Consider the following 21,990-nt stretch of genomic DNA (forward strand, 5'->3'; position numbering starts at 1 on the left):
CAAAACATGAGCAACAACGAGATCGTCAAGAAGCGCTGGAACCTGTGCGACGTGCTGCGCGTGGCCCGCCGGCAGGATCCGCATTGACAAACCCGGGATACGGCCTAGATTGAAAACGATTGTCATGCGTGTTCTTGACGCCGCGGTCCGGTGACATGAGCCGTCGGGCCGCCCGCCCTGGAGACCAACCCGCGAGGAGGACCGACGATGGACCGAATGCGCAATCGAGCACGGCCATGCGCTGCGCTCAGGGGTTTGCTGGCGGGCATGCTCGCCCTGGCGGCGAACCTGCCGGTGACGCTGCAGGCGGACGAGACCTGTGTGTCGCCATACTCTCCCAAGATCGTCGGCCAGGAAGAATTCGCCTACGTCTGGACCCTTGGCCAGGCCGGCGTGGGGGACGAGCAGGACAAGCTGGTGACGGTCGATGTCCGACCGGATTCGCCCACCTACGGCAAGGTCATCCATGTCGTGGCGGTGGGCGGGCGCAACGAGGCGCATCACTCCGGCTACACCGACGACCGCCGCTATCTGTGGGCCGGCGGGCTGGACACCAGCAAGATCTTCATCTTCGACGTGCACTCCGACCCGGCTCGGCCCAAGCTCACGCGGACGGTCGACGACTTCGTCGCCGCCAGCGGCGGCGCGGTCGGTCCGCACACCTTCTTCGCCCTGCCGGGGCGGATGATGATCAGCGCCTTGTCCAACAGCAGCGACCACGGTGGGCGCACGGCGCTGGTCGAATACACCAATGACGGCGAGCATGTGGCGACCCACTGGATGCCCACCGACGACAACCTGCGCGGCGCCGAGAAGAGCGGCAGGTATGCCGATGGCTACGGCTACGACGTCCGCTTCCTGCCGGCCAAGAACGTGATGGTCACCTCCTCGTTCACCGGCTGGTCGAACTACATGATGGACTTCGGCAAGATGTTGCAGGACGAGGAAGCCATGAAGCGCTTCGGCAACACCGTGGTCGTCTGGAACCTGCACGAGCGCCAGCCCAAGCGCGTGCTGGACGTGCCCGGGGCGCCGCTGGAGATCCGCTGCGCGTGGGGCAACAACTACTGCTTCGTCACCACGGCACTGACCGCCAAGATCTATCTGATCTACGAGGATCGCGACAAGGGCTGGAGCGCCGCCGAGGTGGGCACCATCGGCAACCCCGCGGATGTGCCCTTGCCGGTCGCGTTCTCGATCTCTGCGGACGACAAGTACCTGTGGGTCAACACCTTCATGGATGGCAAGGTGCGGCTGTTCGACGTCTCCGACCCCTTCAACGCGAAGCTGGTGACCGAGCAGGAGATCGGCGCGCAGCTCAACATGGTGTCCCAGAGCTGGGACGGCAAGCGCCTGTATTTCAGCTCGTCCCTGCTCGCCAACTGGGACAAGAAGGGCGACAAGGACGTCCAGTTCTTCAAGAAGTACCACTGGGATGCGCAGTCGCAGACCCTGAAGCTCGCGTTCGAGATCGACTTCTACAAGGAGAATCTCGGCCGCGCGCACCTCATCACCTTCAATTCCAGCCGCCTGTTCGCGAGCAACATCGCCGCCACGTCTGCGCCCGACGGCGATCGCGACGCGCCCATCGTCTCGGCGACCCTGACGAACGCGCAGTAGGCGCGGCATTAAAGGCTGGCCGGGTCGGTGCGGGCGGCCGGCGAGGCGCCGGGCCTTGCCCGGCACAGGCGGAGGACGGCGATGGACGCGCTGCGTTGCCTCACGGTGGCCGGACTCGCGGCTCGTCTGCGCCGCCTCGCGCTGGGCGGGCTGATGCTGGCCGCTGCGGCGAGCGCGCATCAGGGCCATGAGCATCCCGGCGATGCCAGCGCGCCGCCCATGACCGGCGCGGTGCGCGGGCCCGATGTCCTGGCGCCGGGCTATGGGCCGCTCGGCTTCGCCAGCCCCCGGCCCGGTACCTACCGGCTGCCGCCGATCCGACCCGCTGCCGACGGCGAGGTGCTGCTCGCGAGCGGCGCGCGCAGTCGGCTGCACGAGGTCTTCGGGGCCGACCGCCTGGTTTTCCTGAGCTTCATGTACACGCGGTGCCCGGACCCCGACGGCTGTCCGCTGGCGAGCTTCGTGTTGCAGCGCATCCACCGCGAGCTTGGCCGCAGTCCGGACCTGGCCGGCCGTGTCCGGCTGGTATCGCTGAGCTTCGACCCCGAGACGGACAGTCCGCAAGTGATGCGCGAGTACGCCCGGCTGTTCGATGCCGACGCGTCGGACGACTGGGCCTTCGTCACCTCGGCGTCGATGCAGGCCGTCCAGCCCGTGCTCGATGCCTATGGCCAGGGCATCGAGCGGATCTACAACGAAGCGGGGCGGTACACCGGCCATCTTGCCCACATCCTGCGGGTCTACCTGATCGATCAGGCAAGGCAGGTGCGGAACATCTACAACGTCTCCTTCCTGCACCCCGACATCCTGCTGGCCGATGCGCGCACGCTGCTGATGGAGGCGGACGCCCGGGCGCAAGGCGGGGTGGGGCCCGCCGTGGGCGCGAGTCCGTCGGCCGGCGAACGCCTGGCGCGCGCCCTTGATCCGCCGCCCGGGCTCCCCGCGCTGCCCGCAGCGCTGCGCGATGGCTTGAGCGCCGAGCGCGTCGCGCTCGGCCAGCGCCTCTTCCTCGACCGCCGGCTGTCGGCTAACGGCAGCCTCTCCTGCGCGAGCTGCCATGTCCCGACGCAGGCCTTCGCCCACAACGCGATGGCACGCTCGATCGGCGTCGAGGGCGCCGGCCTGCGGCGCAACGCACCATCCGTACTCAATGTGGCTTATCGGACGCGGCTGTTCTGGGATGGACGCGAGTCACGGCTCGACACCCTGGTGTGGAGCAAGCTCCTCGACGAGTCGGTCCTCGGCAACCGCGCGGTCGATGAGGTGATGGCAAGGCTGCGCGCCGATGCGGCGGTCGAGCAGGGTTTCGCCGCCGCCTTCCCGCGCGAGGGCCTCACCATGAAGACGCTCGCCGACAGCCTCGCGGCCTACCTGGCGGTGCTGGTTTCCGGCGGCTCGCGTTTCGATCGCTGGCACTTCGGCGGCGACGGCAGCGCGCTGACCGACGAGGAGCAGCGCGGATACGCGCTATTCACGGGCCGCGCCGGCTGCGCGGCCTGCCACACGATCGGCCCGGACCACGCCCTGTTCGCCGACGACGGCTTTCATGACACCGGCGTCGGCTACGCACACTCCATGGGCAAGCGTGCGCGGCGTGACACCATTCCGGTGGGCGACGACGGCGCGCTCAGGGTCAATCTGGCGGCCCTGCGCGGCACCGAGGAGCGTCCGTACAACGATCTCGGCCGCTACGAAGTGACCCAGCATCCGGCAGACCGCTGGAAGTACCGCACGCCCTCGCTGCGCAATGTGGCGCTCACCGCCCCCTACATGCACGACGGCTCGATTGCCACGCTGGAGGGCGTGGTGGCGCATTACGATGATGGTGGCATGGCGCACGAGCTGCAGGCGCCGCAGGTCCGGCCGCTTGGCCTGAGCGAGGCAGAGCGGGCGAGCCTGGTCGCCTTCTTGCGCACGCTCACGGATCCGGCGTTTGCCGATCCGCGCGCCGAGCGATAGGGGGCTCATCCATGGCGGCGGCGGACGCGGTGTTGCCGGGGCGCGAGGCGCGCAGGCTCCGTGCCATGGCCGGTGCAGGACGGTGGCGGCGAGGGCTGCTGCGGGCTTGGCTGCTGGTCGCGCCAAGTCTGGCCTGTGCGGCCACGGACGGGCCGGGCGACGACCGTCGCGGCTACGAGGAGGCGCACTTCCACACCCGTTCGATTGCCGTCGAGGCACGTGCCGGTGCGCCGGCCGACCTCGTCGCCCGTGCCCGCCGGGGGCAGCTGGGCCTGCCGGCGCTCGAACTGGCCGTACCCGATGCCGTGTTGAGCGCACGCGCGGCGCTTGGCCGCAAGCTGTTCTTCGATCGTCGCCTGTCGCTCAATGGCACGCAGTCCTGCGCGATGTGCCACATCCCGGAGCAAGGCTTCGCCAACAACGAGATCGCGATCGCCGTCGGCATCGAGGGGCGCTCGGTCGGGCGCAATGCGCCCACGCTCTACAACGTCGCGTTCATGCAGGTGCTGTTTCACGATGGACGCGAGCGGACGCTCGAGCAGCAGGCCTGGCAGCCGATCCTGCACCCGAACGAGATGGCGAGCCCCTCGATCGGCTTCGTTGCCGATCTGATCACGGCGCTGCCCGACTACGCCGGCCTGTTCGAGGCCGCCTTCGACGGGCGCGGCCCCGCGCTCGAGACGGTCGCCGAAGCGCTGGCCACCTACCAGCGCCTGCTCGTGTCGGGTGGCTCGCGCTTCGACCGCTGGTACTTCGGCGGCGACAGCGCGGTGCTGGACGAGCGCGAGCGCCGCGGCTTCGAGCTGTTCACCGGACGCGCGCGGTGCGCCGCCTGCCACCTCATCGGTGCGCAGCACGCACTCTTCACCGATCAACGCTTTCACAACACCGGCGTCGCCTGGCGCCGGTCCGAACGCGCCGGCGCCGACGCGGCGCGGGTGTGGCTGCAGCCCGGTGTCAGCGTGACCGTTAGCGCCGAGCTCATCCGCGCGGTGGGGCGCCCGCCCGCCCCCGATGCGGGCCGCCAACGTGTGACCCGCAACCCGGCCGATCGCGGCAGCTTCCGTACGCCCGGGCTGCGCAACGTGGCCCTGACCGCGCCCTACATGCATGACGGGTCGCTGCCCACGCTCGCCGCCGTGGTGGCGTTCTACGACCGCGGTGGCGCCCCCGACCCACAGCTCAGCCCCTTGATCGGGCCGCTTGGCTTGTCGGCGGCCGACAGGGCCGACCTGGTGGCCTTTCTCGAGGCCTTGACCGGCGAGTACCGCAGCCTCGTGCTCGACGCCTTTGCTGCTCCGGTCGGCGCTGTCGGCGGCGGCCCGCGTCCGGCTCCGGAGGGGGGCAGGTGAAGCCGGGCCTGCTGCTCGCCTCGGTGCTCGGCTTCGTGCTGGTCACCGGCGCGAGCCTGGCCACCGCTGGCGGGTCGATCCAGGCGCTCGAAGGCTCGCCGCCCGCCGCCGAGCTCGCACTGCCCGACACCGAGGGCCGCGAACGCAGGCTGGGCGAGCTGCGCGGCAAGGTGGTGCTGGTCAATTTCTGGGCGACCTGGTGCGTGCCATGTCGCACCGAGATGCCGGCCCTGGAGCGCCTCTACCAGCAACTGCGGGGGCAGGGTCTCGAGGTCCTGGCGGTCCACGTCGGGCCCGCGGGCGCGGAGATGCGCAGCTTTCTCGCCGCGGTCCCGCTGTCCTTCCCCGTCCTTGTCGATGCCGACCTCGACCTCGCGGGTTGGCCGCTGCGGGGCTTGCCCACGACGGTCGTGGTGGATCGCAGCGGGCGCAGGACGCATGCTGTCCTCGGCGCGCTGGAGTGGGATGCCGCCGAGGCAAGGGTCTTTCTGGAAGGGCTCCTCGACGGGCGTTGAGCTCGCGCTCGGGGGGCTGGGCAGCCTGCCGCCGGGCCTCGGGGAAGCGGGGCGGCTCCGGCCTGACAGCAGCCTGTTGCGGCCCCATTTTTCGCCTATAAGAGACCTATCGGCGCACTGCTTTCAGTGTCCGTCGAGTGCAGACGCGGATTCCGCCGCTGGCCAGGCCACGGCGGCGGAGCCCACGGGCGGGAGACGAACGATGACGCGTGATCCTGACTCCTCGCCGCTGGTCACGACCGCGTGGCTGGCGACGCATCTGAACGATCCGGACGTACGCGTGATCGACGTACGCTGGCGTTCGCGCTACGAGAACGGGCGCGGCATCAGCTTCGATGATCACGACGACTATCTCGCCGGCCACATTCCGGGTGCCGTTTTTGCCGGCATGATCGCGGACCTGTCCGATCCGGCGCACCCCATCCCCGACATGCTGGTCGGGCCCGAGCAGTTCGCCCGCGTGATGGGGCGCCTGGGCGTTGGCGATGACACGCTGGTGGTCGCCTACGACAACATGGGCTTCCCGCTCGGCTCCGCGCGCCTGTGGTGGGCCCTGTCCTATTACGGGCATGACCGGGTTCGGGTGCTCGACGGCGGCCTGCGCACCTGGCGGGCGGAGGGCCGCGCGCTGTCCTGCGAGGTACCCGCGCCCGCGCCTGCCGTGTTCCGCCCCCGCGTCCGGCAGGGCTGGAAGGCCAGCAGGGACGAGGTCGCCGCGGCGCTTGGCCAACCGGGCACCGTCATCGTCGACTGCCTGACGCCCGAACTCTACCGCGGCGGCGGCGAGCGCCACCTCTGGGGGCTGCGTCCCGGCCACATCCCCGGCGCGGTGAACGTGCCTTACATGGCCAACATCGATCCTGAACTCGCCGCCGTCACCGCCGCCGAGCGCGAACGCATGCTGGCGAGTGGCCGCGCGCTCACCTTCGCCCCACCCGAGATCCTGTCAGCGCTCTACCGCGAGGCCGGCGTGAGCCCGGATCAGGAGGTCATCACCTATTGCGGTCGCGGCTACGCCGGTGCCTGCGGCCTGCTCGCCCTCAAGCGGCTGGGCTACCCCCGGGTCCGTCTGTATGACGGCTCCTGGGCCGAATGGAGCGCCGATCCGGACCTGCCGGCCGAAGTGAGCGAGGCGTAGAACGCGCGCTGGCAGCGCTCGGCCAGCTCGCTTGCCTTTAAAGCCACGCGCACTGATCTTCCTTGTTTCCACGCACGCGATTCTCCCCGCCGGCGGGCGAATGGCGGTTCTCCTTGCACTGCAGGTTGCCGTTGACCCGGTTGCGGCCCACCGTGATCGCCCTGTGGTTCGAGAACAGCTGGATGTTGCCGCCGACCTCGGCAGACTCGATTCGTGCTCCGCCCCCCTGCTTGAGCTGGATATTGCCGCCGACTCGGGACCTGATCACCGCCACTTGGCGCGCGCTTTCAGCCTGGATGTTGCCGCCGACGCGGGACCCGATTATCGCGACCTGGCGCGCGCCTTCGGCCTGGATATTGCCGCCGACCCTGATGTTGTTCGCATCCAGGGTGGCGCCGCGGCCAACCTTGATGTTGCCGCCGATGCGGGTGCCGTCGAGTGTGCAGCGCGCGCCCGACGGGACGCGCAGGTTGCCGTCGAGGGCGGCGCGGCCGATGCGGGTGCTGCAGTCGAATTCGCCCGCCTGCGCGGGGCCTGCGAGCAGCGCGGTGCAAAGGAGGAGGCTGGCGAAGCAGGACGTCTTCTTCATGGTGGTTTCCTGTCGAGGCGGGTGTCCCTGGCGAAGGGGCGCTGGAATGTGCCGGATGTACGGCCAATTCTAGAAGCTGACCTGGTGCGAAGGCAGCTCGCGCTCGTAACAGGATGCGGCGGAGCGACCGGGGCCGCGCCGCCGCACTGTGCCTGCGCGATCAGCGCGTGGCCCTGCCCACCTGCTTGTCGCGATCGATGCGGAACACCGTGGTCGTGCCGCTGACCTCGTTGGCGACCACGAGCAGGGGCACACCGGGGATCGGGCTGTCCTGCGGCTCGATCACGTGGATGCCCTCCGGACCCAGGTCGAGTGCCGCCGGCGTGCTGGGGGTGGCGCTGAAGTCGCGGTGGTTGAAGTACTGCACGAAGCCGGGCGCGTACGGGTTGGTGATGTCGTAGATCATCACGCCACCGATGCGCTCCAGGCCGATGAAGGCATAGGTGCGGCCGAACAGCCTGGCCACCGCCACCGCCTCGGGCTCGGGGCCCTTGTCATCGCTGCGCGCGTCCGGTGCGTTGGCGGTGTGGTTGGCGTTGAAATGGGCCGGGTTGACGCTGGCGATGTGGCGTTCGAACTCGGCACCACTGTCGAACACCTGCTTCAGGTCCGCGGTCCAGATCGAGAACGAGCGCGCACCATATGCGTAGAGGTCCTCGTAGCAGCTGCCGTCCGCACGCAGGCCGGTGGCGGTGGTGACGTTCAGGCGGCCCAGGTTGGCGTTGTCGCGCAGCTGCGCGAGGCTGCTGATGGCGAAGGGATTGTCGGCGAGGAAGGCCTGCAAGCGGGGCGAGTCGGCGCAGGGCGGCGTGCGCTCGGACAGCGCACGGAAGCGCGAGACCTCGCTGTAGCCCGACCAGTCGCGCGAATCGCCCTCGTTGGCGGTGACGATGTAGGTTTGGCCGCGGTACTCGTAGCTGGCGATCGCGTCGGGCTGGTACATGCCGAGCACCGGCCAGTTGCCGATGCGGATGCCGTCGCGGTCGCTGACGTCGAGCTCGTTGCCCGGCAGCATGTGGTCCTTGAAGCCGAGCGGCTTGATCGCGCTGAACTCGCCCGCCTCGATGTCGAGGATCGCGATGGCGTTGGCCTCCTGCAGCGCCACCCAGGCGGTGCGCGAGTCCCTGGATACGGTGATGTACTCCGGCTCCAGGTTCTGTGCCACCGTGCCCTTTGGACCGAATACGCGGATGGCGGGGTCGAGCGCGACCTCGTTGAAGCGGGTGAAGCCGGCGGTGCGCACGTGCTGCGGGCCGAGCTGGGAGATGTCGGCCGGCAGGTCGATGATGCTCACCGAGCCTTCGGGGTCGATGGTGTAGGCGTCGTTGGGCTCCCCCTCGTTGGCGACCAGCACGCGCTTGCCGTCCGGGGTGAAGGTGAGCATGTCGGGCAGGGCGCCGACCTCGACGTCCGTCAGCGTGCGCCCCTCGGCGGTGAGGAAGACGACGCGGCCCGGCGCGGTCTTGACCGGGTTCTCGACGGCCGCCGCAATCAGACCCTTGTGCACCGCGACGCTGTTGACCGTGCCGCCGAGCGAAATGTTGAAGAGGAAGGTGGGCGAGGCCGGATCACGGACGTCGAGCACGTCGATCATGCCGCTCGCGGCATTGACCACGAACAGGTGCTGCGAGGCCGGGTCGTGGCCGACGATCTCGGCGGCCGACTGCTCGAAGAGGCCGGTCTGGTAGCTGCCGAGTGGCCAGATCGTCACCTGGTGGGGCGATGCGGCCGGAGCGGCGTGGGCGTGGGCGCCAAGGGCAAGGGCGCCGGCGCAGAGCAGTGTGGACAGGGTGTTGATCTTCATGGCTTTCCTCGGGGAGGGGGTGTGCAAACCCGCCGAGGGTGCCCGTGGAAGATTTCGTCAGCATGACGGCCGGCGTGCTCGTAACGCCTCACGCCTGCTGTGCCCGCGTCAGCGAGTCCAGGTACTTCGCCGGCGGCTGGCCGAGTGCCTTCTTGAACATGGTGATGAAGGCGGTCACCGACTCGTAGCCCAGTTCGGCGGACACCTGCTGCACCGTGGCGCCGGCGGCAAGGTGGCGCAGGGCCACCAGCAACTGCAGTTGCTGGCGCCAGCGCCCGAAGCTGAGGCCGGTCTCCCTGAGCATCAGGCGGGCCAGGCTGCGCTCGCTCATCGCGACGCGGCGCGCCCATTCCGGCAGGGTGCTGCGGTCGGCGGGGTTGGCGGTGAGCGCATCGGCGATGCGGCGGATGCGCGCTTCGCTGGAGATCGGCAGGTGGAGCTGCTCGACCGGCATGTCGGGCAGGGTCTCGAGCAGCACGTGGACGAGGCGGGCGCAGCGGCTATCCGGGGCGTAGTCGTGAGGCTGGCCGGCGAGGTGCAGGATCAGCTCGCGCACCAGTGGCGAAATCGCCAGGGTGCAGCAGGTCTGCGGCAGGGCCGCGGCGCCCGGCTCGAGGAACAACAGGCAGAGGCGGGCGTTGGGGGTTACGCGATTGCTGTGCGGCATGTCGCCCGGCACCCACACCGCGCAATTGGGCGGGACCATCCAGCGTGCGTTGGGCACCTCGCAGACCACGCCGCCTCGCAGCGCCAGCACCAGTTGGCCCTTGCGATGCTGGTGCACCGGCGCCTCGCTGTCGTTCTCGGCGACATCGACGTGCAGGGCGATCGCCGGGCGGGTGTTGCGGTCGGGGTCGAAGTTGCGCCAACTGGCGTTCATGGGCGTGTTCATGGCTGGTTTTGAAGATTGTTTGGCAATCTATCCAGATACGCCCAGCCGGTAAATCCCTAAGCTCGGGGCTCTCGCATGCCTTGATCGATGTTCTCCATGAGCCACAGCCCTTCCCTTGCCCTCCGCGACCTGCGTCCGATGCTGCTGCTGATCGGCATCCTGCTGGTCGCCACCAACCTGCGCGCGCCGATCACCGGGCTTGCCCCGGTCCTGTCCATGATCCAGGACGCGTTTGCGCTCGGTACCGCGCACGCCGGCCTGCTGACCACGCTGCCGCTGCTGGCCTTCGCCCTGGTTTCGCCGCTGGCGCCCTGGCTGGCGCGCCGTGTCGGGCTGGAGCGGGCCTTGTTTGGCGCGCTGGCCCTGATCGCAGGCGGCATCGTCCTGCGCTCTGCCGGGCTGGCATGGAGCCTGTTCGCGGGTACCGCGGCGCTGGGGGCGGGGATCGCAGTGGGCAACGTGCTACTGCCCAGTCTGCTCAAGCGCGACTTCCCGACCCGCATCGCCGCAGTGACCGCTGCCTATGCGCTGACGATGGGCGTTGCCGCCGCGATCGCCTCGGCGGCGATGTTCCCGCTGGCAACAGGCTTCGGCCTGGGCTGGTCGGGCGCATTGCTGGCAATGCTGGTGCTGCCGTTGGCGTCGATGCTGCTGTGGTGGCCGCAGCTCGGCCGCGCGGCGGCCGCCGCACCGGTCGTCTCCGCGCCACGTGGCGGTCCCGTGTGGCGTCACGCGCTGGCCTGGCAGGTGACGCTGTTCATGGGGCTGAACTCCTTCATCTACTACGTGATGGTCGGCTGGCTGCCCGCCATCCTGACCAGTCGCGGCTATTCGCCGATCGAGGCGGGTTCGCTGCATGGCTGGATGCAGCTCGCCTCGGCCGTGCCCGGCCTGCTGCTGGGGCCCCTGATCCAGCGCCTGAAGGATCAGCGCCTGGTGGTGTTGGCGATGTCCTTGCTGGTCGCCGTCGGCCTGCTCGGCCTGCAGCAGCTGCCGCAGCTGGCCGGCCTGTGGGTGGCGTGCTTCGGCTTCGGAGCGGGCGCCTGCATCATCCTGGCGCTGATGTTCATGGGCTTGCGCACCGACAATGCGCGCCAGGCGGCGGCGCTGTCGGGCATGGCGCAATGCGTCGGCTACCTCCTTGCCGCCTTCGGCCCGCCGCTGATCGGCAGCGTGCGCGACATGTCGCAGGGCTGGAGTCTGGCCCTGACGCTGTGCGTGGCCTTGTCGCTGGCGATGGCGGTGTTCGGCATGCTGGCCGGGCGCGACCGGCGCATCCATGAGGTCGACTGCGCGCGCGCCGCCCAGTCAGCTTGAACGGACAGGCGGTCCAACGCGATTTCCGCTGGCGGGTGCGGCGCAAGCCGCCCCTGCACATCGACGCTCACTGCCCGCCGTGCACCTCGGCGAACTTGCGCTCCATCTCACGCCGCATCGCCCGGCGCAGCTCGGCTTCGGCGAAGCGGCGGCGTTCGTCCGCAGTGTGGGGCGTGAGCGGCGCCACCTTGGTCGGCCGGCCGTCGTCATCGACCGCGATCATGGTGAAGAAGCAGCTATTGACGTGGCGCACGACCTTGGCGCGGATGTCCTCCGCGACGACCTTGATGCCCACTTCCATGGACGAGTTGCCGGTGTGGTTGACCGAGGCGAGGAAGGTGACCAGTTCGCCGACCTGGATCGGCTGGCGGAACATCACCTGGTCGACGCTGAGCGTGACCACGTAGTGGCCGGCGTAGCGGCTGGCACAGGCGTAGGCCACCTGGTCGAGCAGCTTGAGGATGGCGCCGCCGTGAACCTTGCCCGAGAAGTTCGCGGTGTCGGGCGTCATCAGGACGGTCATGGTGAGCTGGTGGGCGGGCAGGTCCATTGCGGGGTCTCGTGGTGATGAAGGGGGGCCGGGGCGTGCGGATCATGGCGGCCGGCGCGTCGCTAGTTTGCCACCGTAGGGCCGCGCGGCGCTGGTGGCGTTGGCTGGCGGCGGAAGGTGTCGGTGAGGCGGCGGAACTCCGCGAGGTACTCCGTGGCGAGGTTGCTGCCAACCAGCCCCTGGAAGATGAAGTAGCCATCGCTGTCGGGTGCGATGACCTGGTAGAAGCGCAGCGGCAGCCCGCTGCGCTGGTCCTTGGCATCGGCGACGATCCCGTACGCCGCCAGCCCATCCACTCTCAGGCTGCGGCCCTGGATGCCGCGCAGGCCTGAGATCTCCGCGGTCTGGTGCGCGCGCTGTTCGGCGAAGCGCGGCAGATCGTCGATCGCGTCCCTGCCCAGGGACGGACCGACGACATACAAGGGCTCATCCGCCGAGGTGCGCGTCATCGACCCGTTGCGGTTCAACAGCAGCATGTGCCCCATGCGCCCGGCGACCTTGAGCCGTGAACCCGCCTCGACATGGAAGGGCAGGTCGGCCGTCGGGGCCGCCCGCCCGGTCCTCGTCAGCGCGGTGCTCAGCACCGCCACGCGCACCGCCTCGCCGAATGCCGCGGGCGCCGTGCGTGGAAACGTGCCGACGACCAGCACGCTTTCGCCCGCGCGCGGCGCAAGCAGCATCCATTTGCGAAACTCGATCCCTGCTGCATGCTGGCTGACGTGTGCGAGGTAGGCCTGCGCACCCGCCGCCCTGACGTCTTTTGCGTCGAGCAGCTCCATTCCGCGCGATGCCAGCCCTTCGCGGCTGAATGCGGCGCGCAGCTCGGCGTACCCGGCCGGCATTTCGCTGACCACGATCGAAGCGCCCTGCGCCGGGTGCTCGAATCCAGGAAACCGCTGCGACGGGGTGAATCCTTCCGGCGGCTGGAGTTCGACCCCTGTGCCCGGCACGGATGCCGCTGCGGCGGGATCGCAGGTCAGCGCGGCGGCAATGAGCGCCAGCATCGCCGCCCCGATTGAAGTTCTCGTCATGTGCGGCTCCCGTTTGGCAACGTATTCAACATAGTCGGAACGGCCGCCGGGTCAATCAGGATCGGCAGGCGGCTCGAGACAGCGGGTGCCGGATGCGCGCCCTTGTCTATGCTTAGCTTGAATACCACGAGCGTCACCAAGGTGATCCCTCCATGCCTGCCTACCCGTACATCCTCGTCGTTGGCACCACCTTCAGTGTTCCGCTTCCTTGGTATCGGCCGTTCCGACGCCTTGCCGACATGGTGGGGCGCGAACTGGCGCGCAGCGGATTCGGGCTGATCACCGGCAACACGCCGGGGGTGGACAGGGTCGCGGCGCGTGCCTTCTGGGCGGAATGCCTGCGCCGCGGCCTGGCGCCGGCGACGGGCTACCTGCAGCTGTGGCTGCCGCACTTCCAGCGCGGCTATTTCCTGCCGGGCGAGGGCTTTGCCGCGCCGGCCGAGTGCACCTTGCGTCTGGCGGACTACGACGAGTGGATCGAGCAGGCGATCGGGCGTGCCGGCGCCGCAGTGATGATCGGCGGGCGGAGTGGCTCCCTTGTCATTGCGCGACGCTTCATCGACGCCGGCAAACCGGTGCTGCCGATTCCCTTCGCGGGCGGCGAGTCGCGCGAGGTGTTCCACGAGATCCTGCGGACCTGGGGCGAGGCGCCCGTGCCGGGGCTGAGCCAGACGCAGTTCCTGAGCCTGGCCGTGCCCTGGATCAACAGCACCGGGCCGCTTGCGCGGCTGCTGCTGGGCACGCTCGCCGGGCAGGCCGACATCTTCATCTCCTATCGTCGTGCGGACGCCGGCATGGCCGCCGGTCGCCTGCGCGACGACCTCATCGAGCATTTCGGCGCGCGCCGCGTGTTCATGGACCTGCACGGCATCGACCCGAGCGCGGACTGGCGCGAGACGATCGGTGCAGCGATCGCAGCCAGCAAGGTCGGCGTAGTGCTGATCGGGCGCGGCTTCATGGCGGGTGACGCGCAGGGCCGGCCGCGACTGTGGGACGAGGGCGATGTGTTGCGGTTTGAACTCGAGTCCCTGCTTGCAGGGCAGAAGCGGATCATGCCCTTGCTGGTGGACGATGCCCAACTGCCCCCGGAAGACGCCTTGCCCCAGCCACTCAGGCCCTTGCTGCGCTACCAGACCCCGCGCATCGACAACGCCAACTGGCAGGCGGTGAGCGCGGCTGTGGTGGGGGCGATCGAAGCGGTGTTGAGGCGCTCGGTGGGTTGATCCTGGCGCAATCAGCGCGGCGGCAAAGGCTGCAGCGTTTCCGCCAGAGCGTCCGTCCGGTAGGCGCTCGGTGCCACCCCCGTCCACTCCCGGAACGCCCGCGCAAAGCTCTTCTCGCTGTCGAAGCCCACCGCAGCCGCGATCTGTTTCACCGGTCGGCGTGTCTGCAGCAGCAGCCTGATCGCCCGCTCGCGCCGCGCCTCGTTCTTCAGCCGCTGCAGCGAGACGCCCTCTTCCTTCAATTGCCGGTGCAGCGTGCGCACCGAGGTGTTGAGCTGGGCGGCAATGTCCTCGGCGGTGTGGGTCGCGGCCGGGTCGGCGGCGAGGATCTGGGCGACGCTGTGCACCAGCAGGCGGTCGCGGCGGTATTGCAGTACGGTGAGCGGCAGTGCCCGCTGCAGCATCGTCTGCAGGGCCTTCTCGTCTCGGCGCACCGGCAGCTCGAGGTAGCGCGCATCGAAGGCGAGGGCGGCGGCATCGGCCTCGAAGCGGACCGGGCCGGGGAACAGGTAGCGGTAGGCGTCGGCGTGGGGCGGCGCGGCGAAGGGCAGGGTGGTCTCGGACAGCGCGATGCGCGAGTCCACCAGCCAGCAGAGGTAGCCGAGCAGGTAGCGCAGGGTGGAGACGAGGCAGAACTCGCGCAGCTCACCCAGCGGCGTGTGCTCGGCGATGCGGATGGTGGCGGTGCCGCGCTGCTGGGTGAACGCGAGGACGATGTCTTCGGTGAGCAGGCGGTGGTGGCGGCACCAGCGCTTGAGTGCCACCTCCAGCGTCGGCGCAGTGAGCGATGCCCGGCACAGCATGCCGTAGCTGCCCCAGGGGAGCCGGCGCGAGAACCAGCCCAGGGTCTCGTCGTCGAGCTCCTGCATCGCCACGCCCGACATCACCTCCATCTGCGCGGCGGTGACGCCGGCATGCGGGTCGTCGAGCAGTGCTGGCGGGATCTGCGCCTGCGCCAGCGCGCTGGCCGGATCCATGCCCCGGCGGCGATACGCGGTGACGATCGCGCGGATGAAGGCGATCGGCGTAGCCGCGCGGCCCAGGGTGAGTTCGGCGGCCGAGGGGGTGAGGATCTTCATGTGCCGGAATGCTAGCCCCAATGGCACGAATTGCAACCATGATGGCACTCATGAGGCTGTCGGGGCGGCTAATCTGCGCCCATCCTCGGGCATGCGCCGTCCATAATGGATTTGCGCAACGAGCCCACAGCGCCAGGACAACCTCGAGAAGGAGACACCCCATGAACGTGCCCAGCCTGAACTTCAACCTCGGCGAGACCATCGACGCCCTGCGCGATACCTTGCAGGCCTTCTGCGCGGCGGAGATCGCCCCGCGCGCGGCCGAGATCGACCGCGTCAATGAGTTTCCCGCCGACCTGTGGAAGAAGCTCGGCGACCTCGGCGTGCATGGCATGACGGTGAGCGAGGAGTACGGCGGCACCGATATGGGCTACCTCGCCCACATCGTGGCGATGGAGGAGATCTCGCGCGCGTCGGCCTCGGTGGGCCTCTCGTACGGCGCGCACTCCAACCTGTGCATCAACCAGATCCGCCGCAACGGCACCGAGGCGCAGAAGCAGAAGTACCTGCCCAAGCTGATCTCGGGCGATCACGTCGGCGCGCTGGCGATGTCGGAGCCCAATGCCGGTTCCGACGTGGTGAGCATGAAGCTGCGCGCCGATCGCCATGGTGATCGCTTCATCCTCAACGGCGCCAAGATGTGGATCACCAACGGCGGCGACGCCGACACTCTGGTGGTCTATGCCAAGACCGACCTCGCCGCCGGCCCCAAGGGTATCACCGCCTTCATCATCGAGAAGGGCATGAAGGGCTTCTCCCACGGCACCCACCTCGACAAGCTCGGCATGCGCGGCTCCAACACCTATCCGCTGTTCTTCGACGACGTCGAGGTGCCGGTCGAGAACGTGCTCGGCGGCGAGGCCAACATCGGCCGCGGCGTGCAGGTGCTGATGAGCGGCCTGGATTACGAGCGCGCGGTGCTGTCGGGCGGCCCGCTCGGCATCATGGCGGCGTGCATGGATGCGGTCGTGCCCTACATGCACGAGCGCAAGCAGTTCGATACTCCGATCGGCGAGTTCCAGCTCATGCAGGGCAAGATCGCCGACCTGTATTCCACCTGGAGCGCCTGCCGCGCCTACGCCTATGCCGTGGGCCAGGCCTGCGACCGCATCGACCATGCGCGCACGCTGCGCAAGGACGCCGCCGGCGTCATCCTCTACACCGCCGAGAAGGCCACCTGGATGGCGGGCGAGGCGATCCAGGCCCTGGGCGGCGTGGGCTATACCAATGAATATGCGGTCGGCCGCCTGTGGCGCGACGCCAAGCTGTACGAGATCGGCGCCGGCACCAGCGAGATCCGTCGCATGCTGATCGGCCGCGAGCTGTTTTCCGAAACCCGTTGAGCGGAGCGTCTGCGATGAGCGTGATCAAATCCAGCATCAACACCCGCAGCGAGGACTTCCAGGCCAACGCCGCCAGTCTGCGCGCCCAGGTCGAGGACCTGCGCGCCAAGGCCGCCCAGGTCAGCCTCGGCGGCGGCGAGTCGGCGCGCGCCAAGCACACCGCGCGCGGCAAGCTGCTGCCGCGCGACCGCGTCGGCCATCTGCTCGACCCGGGTACGCCCTTTCTCGAGGTCGGCCAGATGGCTGCGTACGGCATGTATGACGACGAGGCGCCGTCTGCGGGCGTCATCACCGGCATCGGCCGCGTGCAGGGCGTCGAGTGCATGATCGTGGCCAACGACGCCACGGTGAAGGGCGGCACCTACTACCCGATGACGGTCAAGAAGCACCTGCGCGCGCAGGAGATCGCCGAGCAGAACAACCTGCCCTGCATCTACCTGGTCGACTCGGGCGGCGCCTTCCTGCCGCGGCAGGACGAGGTCTTCCCTGACCGCGACCACTTCGGCCGCATCTTCTTCAACCAGGCCAACATGTCGGCCAAGGGCATCCCGCAGGTCGCGGTGGTGATGGGCTCGTGCACCGCGGGCGGGGCCTACGTGCCGGCGATGTCGGACGAGACCATCATCGTCAAGAACCAGGGCACGATCTTCCTCGGCGGCCCGCCGCTGGTGAAGGCGGCCACCGGCGAGGTGGTGAGTGCCGAGGACCTGGGCGGCGGTGACGTGCATACACGCCTGTCCGGCGTGGCCGACCACCTGGCCGAGAACGACGCCCACGCGCTCTACATCGCGCGCCGCATCGTCTCCAACCTCAACCGGACCAAGCCGATCGGCCTGGCACTGGGGCAAGGCGAGGCGCCGTTGTACGACCCGGAAGAGATCTACGGCATCATCCCCAGCGACACCCGCAAGCCCTTCGATGTGCGCGAGATCATCGCCCGCGTGGTCGATGGCTCGCGCTTCGACGAGTTCAAGGCGAGGTACGGCACCACCCTGGTGTGCGGCTTCGCCCAACTCCACGGCTACCCGGTGGGCATCGTCGCCAACAACGGCATCCTGTTCGGCGAATCGGCGCAGAAGGGCGCGCACTTCATCGAGCTGTGCGGCCAGCGCGGTATCCCGCTGCTGTTCCTGCAGAACATCACCGGCTTCATGGTCGGGCGCAAGTACGAGAACGGCGGCATCGCCAAGGACGGCGCCAAGATGGTGACCGCGGTCGCCACCGTACAGGTGCCCAAGATCACCATGCTGATCGGCGGCAGCTTCGGTGCCGGCAACTACGGCATGTGCGGCCGCGCCTATTCGCCGCGCTTCCTGTGGATGTGGCCGAATTCGCGCATCAGCGTGATGGGCGGCGAGCAGGCCGCGAGCGTGCTGTCCACCGTACGCCGCGACGGCATCGAGGCCAAGGGCGGCGCCTGGAGCAAGGAAGAGGAAGAGGCCTTCAAGGCGCCGATCCGCGAGCAGTACGAGTTCCAGGGTCATCCCTACTACGCCACCGCGCGCATGTGGGACGACGGCGTGGTCGATCCGGCGCAGTCGCGGCGCATCCTCGGCCTGTCGCTGTCCGCCGCGCTCAACGCGCCGATCCAGCCGACGAAGTTCGGCGTGTTCCGGATGTAATGCAGCGAGGCGAGGTCTAGAATGGCTATGTAGATAGCCATCAAAGGAGGTGCAGATGATCTCGATTGCCGATGCGAAGAACCAGTTGCCCGCGCTGATCCATCAGGCCGAAGCGGGTAAGCCGGTCACGATCACCCGCCGCGGCAAGCCGGTGGCGGTGGTGGTGTCGTTCGAGGAGTACGAGCGGGTTCGGGGGGCGACGGTCTCGTGGATGGACCAGCTCGACGCCTGGCGGGCAAGCTTGCCCGAGGGGATCGAGGGTCTGACGGAGGCCGAACTCGAGGCGGTGCGGGATCGCGAACCCTACATGCCACGGGTGGACTTCGGCTCCGACGAATACGCCGACCTGGATGGTGCTACGACGCTGCGCGTCGCAGAACCGGAGGTTGGCGCGCAGTCCGGCAGGGGGCGCAGGAGCAAGCCGTGAAGTATCTGCTCGACGCCAACATCCTCTCCGAGTTGCTGCGGCCGCGCCCGGACCCGAGGGTTGCGGCCTTGGCGAGGGCCCATGAGGCCGTTTGTGTGAGTTCCAGTGTGGTTTATCTGGAGTTGTGGTCGGGGGTGGCGTTGCTGGGTGATACGGCGCGTGGTTGCTACCTGCGCGAGGGCTATCAGCGCATGTTCGGGATCGGCAGGCTGCAGGTGCTGCCCTTCGATACCGATGCCGCGCGCTGGCTGGCGAGTGAACGTGCGCGACTCGCCGCGATCGGACGCCCGCCGCCCTTGCTCGATGGCCAGATCGCGGCCACGGCCGCGACCCGGAACCTCACCTTGGTCACGCGCAACACGCGCGACTTCGAATGCTTCGACGGCTTGCGACTGGAGAACTGGTTCGCAACCGGGAACGAGTGAAACGCCCACCGAGGCGAGGAGATACGATGTACGAAACGCTTGAAATTCAACGTGAAACCGGCGTGACGACGATCTGGATGAACCGTCCGGACGTGCATAACGCCTTCAACGCGCAATTGATCGCCGACCTCACCACCGCCTGCATCGAGCTCGATGCCGACGATACGGTGCGCGCGGTGGTGCTGGCGGGGCGGGGCAAGAGCTTTTCGGCCGGCGCCGACCTCAACTGGATGAAGGCCGCCGGGGAGGCGAGCGAGGCGGAGAACTTCGCCGATGCGATGAAGCTCGCTGGCATGCTGCGTACCCTGGCCGAGATGAAGAAGCCGACCATCGCGCGCGTGCATGGCGCGGCGCTCGGTGGCGGCATGGGCCTGGCGAGCGCCTGCGACATCTGCATCGCCGGGGATAAGGCGGTGTTCGCCACCTCCGAGGTCAAGTTCGGGATCATCCCCTCGGCGATCAGCCCCTATGTGATCCGCGCCATCGGCGAGCGCCAGGCTTATCGCTACTTCCAGACCGCCGAGCGCATCAATGCCACGCGTGCGGCTACGCTGGGGCTGGCGCACGAAGCGGTGGCGACCGAGGAACTGGACGCCAAGGTGAGCGAAGTGGTCGAGGCGCTGTTGCAGGGCGGCCCGAAGTCGCAGGCCGCGGCCAAGGACCTGATCCGCGCGGTGGCCAACCGTCCGGTGAGCGACGCGGTGGTGGAGGACACCGCGCGCCGCATCGCCGGCCTGCGCGCCACGCCCGAGGCGAAGGAAGGCCTCGCCGCCTTCCTCGACAAGCGCCCCGCAGCCTGGATCGCGCAGGGCTGAATGCCGCGATCGGGCCGGACTCGCGCCCAGACTCGGGCCAAACCGACACAAGACACGCTGGAGACAACATGTTCGACAAGATCCTGATTGCCAATCGCGGGGACCAGGCGCGCAGCGCCGCAGCGACGAAGTCAAATCGCCTTGCATGCGCAGCATGCTCGGCAGATTTCACCGAGGAGCACCGCGATGTTTGACAAAATCCTTATCGCTAACCGAGGTGAAATCGCCTGCCGCGTCATCAAGACCGCCCGCCGCATGGGCATCAAGACCGTTGCGGTGTATTCCGAGGCCGATGCCAACGCCCGCCACGTGCGCCTGGCCGACGAGGCGGTGCTGATCGGCCCGGCGGCGGCGCGCGAGAGCTACCTGGTGATCGACAAGATCATCGCTGCGGCCAAGGCCACGGGCGCCCAGGCCATCCACCCCGGCTACGGCTTCCTGTCCGAGAACGAGGACTTCTGCCACGCCTGCGAGCGCGAAGGCATCGTCTTCATCGGCCCGCCGGTGTCGGCGATCCGCGCCATGGGCTCGAAGTCCGAGGCGAAGAAGCTGATGGAAGCGGCCGGCGTGCCGCTCACCCCCGGCTACCACGGCGACGACCAGGAGCCCGCCTACCTCCACCAGCAGGCCGATGCCATCGGCTACCCGGTGCTGATCAAGGCCGCGGCCGGTGGCGGCGGCAAGGGCATGCGCCTGGTGGAGAAGTCCGAGGACTTCATCGACCTGCTCGCGTCCTGCAAGCGCGAGGCGATCTCCAGCTTCGGCGACGACCATGTGCTGGTCGAGAAGTACATCACCAAGCCGCGCCACATCGAGATCCAGGTCTTCGGCGACACCCACGGCAATGTGGTGTACCTGTTCGAGCGCGACTGCTCGGTGCAGCGCCGCCACCAGAAGGTGCTCGAAGAAGCCCCCGCGCCCGGCATGACGCCCGAGCGCCGCGCGGCGATGGGCAAGGCCGCGGTCGATGCCGCCAAGGCGGTGGGTTACGTCGGTGCCGGCACGGTCGAGTTCATCGCCAACCAGGACGGCTCCTTCTACTTCATGGAGATGAACACCCGCCTGCAGGTCGAGCACCCGGTCACCGAGATGATCACCGGGCTCGACCTGGTGGAGTGGCAGTTGCGCGTGGCCTCGGGCGAGAAGCTGCCGCTGCAGCAGGAGCAGTTGCAGATCCGCGGCCATGCGCTGGAGGCGCGCATCTACGCCGAGGACCCGGCCAAGGGCTTCCTGCCCTCCACCGGCAAGCTGGTGCACCTGGCGCCGCCGGCCGAATCGTTGCACGTGCGCGTCGACACCGGCGTCGAGGAGGGCGACGAGATCAGCCCGCACTACGACCCGATGATCGCCAAGCTCATCGTGTGGGACATCAACCGCGACCGCGCGCTCGCCCGCATGCTGCAGGCGCTGGCCGACTACCGCGTGGTGGGGGTGGCCAACAACATCGAGTTCCTGTCGCGACTGACCGCCTGCCCGGCGTTCTCCGGTGCCGACCTCGACACCGGCCTGATCGAGCGCGAGAAGGCCTATCTCTTTCCCGCCGACGAGGGCGTGCCCGACGAGGTCTTCCAGATCGCCGCGCTCGCCGAGCTGCTGCGTGAGACGGCACTGGCCGACAAGCGCGCCCAGCGCACGGCGGATGCGCGCTCACCCTGGCATGCCCGCGACGGCTGGCGCATGAACGCCACCGCGCGTCGCACCCTGTTGTTCCGCCATGCTGACACCGACCATGCCGTCGATGTTGCCTACCTGCCCGGCGCCTGGCGGCTGACGATTGCCGGCCGCAGCGTCGAGGCGCGCGGCGAGTTGAACGAACGCGGCCTGCTGCGCGTCGAGCTCGACGGCACGCGCATGGACGCCACCGTGATCGCCGCCGCCGGCCGCCGTCACGTCTTCGCCAAGGGCCGCGCCTGGCAGCTCGCCGCGGTCGACCCGCTGCACCACGGCGGTGAAGGCGGCGGTGCCGAAGGCGGCCTGCTGGCGCCAATGCCGGGCAAGGTCATCGCCCTGGTCGCCGCCGAGGGCGCCAAGGTCGAGAAGGGCGCGCCGCTGCTGATCCTGGAGGCGATGAAGATGGAACACACGATCACCGCGCCTGCGGCCGGTACGGTGAAGGCCTTCCGCTTCGGCGTCGGCGACCAGGTGGGCGACGGGGCCGAGCTGGTCGAGTTCGAAGCCGCCGCCTGACCGGCGCGGCAGTCGCGAGCGAACACGCTGAAAAGGGCCTGAGCCCGAGGGCGCGATCCGGCCGCAAGAGCCGGCGCGCCTTGCATGGAGAGGAGATACAAC

20 protein-coding genes are annotated in these 21,990 nt (G+C 68.8%); 14 read left to right on the plus strand and 6 right to left on the minus strand.

Features of this window, described 5'->3' with window-relative positions; genetic code table 11:
- Nucleotides 1–207: 207 nt before the first annotated feature.
- The 5 genes from mtoX to PLC66_RS00465 all read left to right on the plus strand — a co-directional run bounded on the left by mtoX (nt 208) and on the right by PLC66_RS00465 (nt 6,584).
- On the plus strand, nt 208–1,620 hold the full coding sequence (gene mtoX / locus PLC66_RS00445) for a methanethiol oxidase (RefSeq protein ID WP_324536787.1): 1,413 nt from the start codon (nt 208–210) through the stop codon (nt 1,618–1,620).
- A gap of 81 nt (nt 1,621–1,701) precedes the next feature.
- Nucleotides 1,702–3,579 carry a cytochrome c peroxidase gene (locus PLC66_RS00450; RefSeq protein WP_324536789.1) on the plus strand — a complete coding sequence of 626 codons (1,878 nt, stop codon included), beginning with the start codon at nt 1,702–1,704 and terminating at the stop codon, nt 3,577–3,579.
- 11 nt (nt 3,580–3,590) lie between these two features.
- On the plus strand, nt 3,591–4,931 hold the full coding sequence (locus tag PLC66_RS00455; RefSeq protein ID WP_324536791.1) for a cytochrome-c peroxidase: 1,341 nt from the start codon (nt 3,591–3,593) through the stop codon (nt 4,929–4,931).
- Entirely contained in the window at nt 4,928–5,446 is a 519-nt protein-coding gene (locus PLC66_RS00460; RefSeq protein ID WP_324536793.1) for a TlpA disulfide reductase family protein, read from the plus strand. The genes PLC66_RS00455 and PLC66_RS00460 overlap by 4 nt, the downstream gene beginning before the upstream one ends.
- Nucleotides 5,447–5,648: 202 nt before the next feature.
- Entirely contained in the window at nt 5,649–6,584 is a 936-nt protein-coding gene (locus PLC66_RS00465) for a sulfurtransferase (protein ID WP_324536795.1), read from the plus strand.
- Nucleotides 6,585–6,621: 37 nt separating this feature from the next.
- Here the strand turns inward: PLC66_RS00465 and PLC66_RS00470 are convergent, their stop codons facing one another.
- From PLC66_RS00470 to PLC66_RS00480, 3 genes are all read right to left on the minus strand, one after another.
- On the minus strand, nt 6,622–7,173 hold the full coding sequence (locus PLC66_RS00470) for a bactofilin family protein (protein WP_324536797.1): 552 nt from the start codon (nt 7,171–7,173) through the stop codon (nt 6,622–6,624).
- Nucleotides 7,174–7,333: 160 nt separating this feature from the next.
- The gene (locus tag PLC66_RS00475; RefSeq protein ID WP_324536799.1) at nt 7,334–8,977 is read right to left on the minus strand and encodes a choice-of-anchor I family protein; all 1,644 of its coding nucleotides are present in this window, start codon (nt 8,975–8,977) and stop codon (nt 7,334–7,336) included.
- Nucleotides 8,978–9,065: 88 nt separating this feature from the next.
- Nucleotides 9,066–9,857 (minus strand): AraC family transcriptional regulator, encoded by a 792-nt coding sequence (locus PLC66_RS00480; RefSeq protein ID WP_324536801.1) that lies wholly within the window; start codon nt 9,855–9,857, stop codon nt 9,066–9,068.
- Between the two features lie 108 nt (nt 9,858–9,965).
- Between PLC66_RS00480 and PLC66_RS00485 the strand changes: the two genes are divergently transcribed.
- Entirely contained in the window at nt 9,966–11,186 is a 1,221-nt protein-coding gene (locus tag PLC66_RS00485; RefSeq protein ID WP_324536803.1) for an MFS transporter, read from the plus strand.
- Between the two features lie 67 nt (nt 11,187–11,253).
- Here PLC66_RS00485 and PLC66_RS00490 read toward each other — a convergent pair whose 3' ends face one another.
- Both PLC66_RS00490 and PLC66_RS00495 read right to left on the minus strand, forming a co-directional pair.
- Nucleotides 11,254–11,736, minus strand: a complete 483-nt coding sequence (locus PLC66_RS00490; RefSeq protein WP_324536805.1) for an acyl-CoA thioesterase — start codon at nt 11,734–11,736, stop codon at nt 11,254–11,256.
- 62 nt (nt 11,737–11,798) lie between these two features.
- The gene (locus tag PLC66_RS00495) at nt 11,799–12,767 is read right to left on the minus strand and encodes a hypothetical protein (protein ID WP_324536807.1); all 969 of its coding nucleotides are present in this window, start codon (nt 12,765–12,767) and stop codon (nt 11,799–11,801) included.
- Between the two features lie 152 nt (nt 12,768–12,919).
- On the opposite strand from PLC66_RS00495, the gene PLC66_RS00500 reads away from it, so the two are divergent.
- Nucleotides 12,920–13,990 carry a toll/interleukin-1 receptor domain-containing protein gene (locus tag PLC66_RS00500; RefSeq protein WP_324536808.1) on the plus strand — a complete coding sequence of 357 codons (1,071 nt, stop codon included), beginning with the start codon at nt 12,920–12,922 and terminating at the stop codon, nt 13,988–13,990.
- An 11-nt stretch (nt 13,991–14,001) separates the two neighbouring features.
- On the opposite strand, the gene PLC66_RS00505 is transcribed toward PLC66_RS00500, so the two are convergent.
- Nucleotides 14,002–15,069 (minus strand): AraC family transcriptional regulator, encoded by a 1,068-nt coding sequence (locus tag PLC66_RS00505; protein ID WP_324536810.1) that lies wholly within the window; start codon nt 15,067–15,069, stop codon nt 14,002–14,004.
- A 161-nt stretch (nt 15,070–15,230) separates the two neighbouring features.
- Between PLC66_RS00505 and PLC66_RS00510 the strand changes: the two genes are divergently transcribed.
- The 7 genes from PLC66_RS00510 to PLC66_RS00540 all read left to right on the plus strand — a co-directional run bounded on the left by PLC66_RS00510 (nt 15,231) and on the right by PLC66_RS00540 (nt 21,888).
- Complete coding sequence (locus PLC66_RS00510) at nt 15,231–16,412, plus strand: isovaleryl-CoA dehydrogenase (RefSeq protein ID WP_324536812.1); 1,182 nt, start codon at nt 15,231–15,233, stop codon at nt 16,410–16,412.
- Between the two features lie 14 nt (nt 16,413–16,426).
- Nucleotides 16,427–18,034 carry a carboxyl transferase domain-containing protein gene (locus PLC66_RS00515; RefSeq protein WP_324536814.1) on the plus strand — a complete coding sequence of 536 codons (1,608 nt, stop codon included), beginning with the start codon at nt 16,427–16,429 and terminating at the stop codon, nt 18,032–18,034.
- A gap of 55 nt (nt 18,035–18,089) precedes the next feature.
- A complete protein-coding gene (locus PLC66_RS00520) occupies nt 18,090–18,461 on the plus strand; it encodes a type II toxin-antitoxin system Phd/YefM family antitoxin (protein WP_324536816.1) in 372 nt (123 codons plus the stop codon).
- Complete coding sequence (locus tag PLC66_RS00525) at nt 18,458–18,886, plus strand: PIN domain-containing protein (RefSeq protein WP_324536818.1); 429 nt, start codon at nt 18,458–18,460, stop codon at nt 18,884–18,886. Before PLC66_RS00520 ends, PLC66_RS00525 begins: the two co-directional genes overlap by 4 nt.
- Before the next feature lie 26 nt (nt 18,887–18,912).
- A complete protein-coding gene (locus PLC66_RS00530; RefSeq protein WP_324536820.1) occupies nt 18,913–19,701 on the plus strand; it encodes an enoyl-CoA hydratase/isomerase family protein in 789 nt (262 codons plus the stop codon).
- Between the two features lie 68 nt (nt 19,702–19,769).
- Complete coding sequence (locus PLC66_RS00535) at nt 19,770–19,895, plus strand: hypothetical protein (RefSeq protein WP_324536821.1); 126 nt, start codon at nt 19,770–19,772, stop codon at nt 19,893–19,895.
- Nucleotides 19,888–21,888, plus strand: coding sequence for an acetyl/propionyl/methylcrotonyl-CoA carboxylase subunit alpha (locus PLC66_RS00540; protein WP_324536823.1), 2,001 nt, complete (start codon nt 19,888–19,890; stop codon nt 21,886–21,888). The genes PLC66_RS00535 and PLC66_RS00540 overlap by 8 nt, the downstream gene beginning before the upstream one ends.
- Nucleotides 21,889–21,990: the final 102 nt, after the last annotated feature.

This window comes from Thauera sp., assembly GCF_035444905.1.
Lineage (GTDB): Bacteria > Pseudomonadota > Gammaproteobacteria > Burkholderiales > Rhodocyclaceae > Thauera.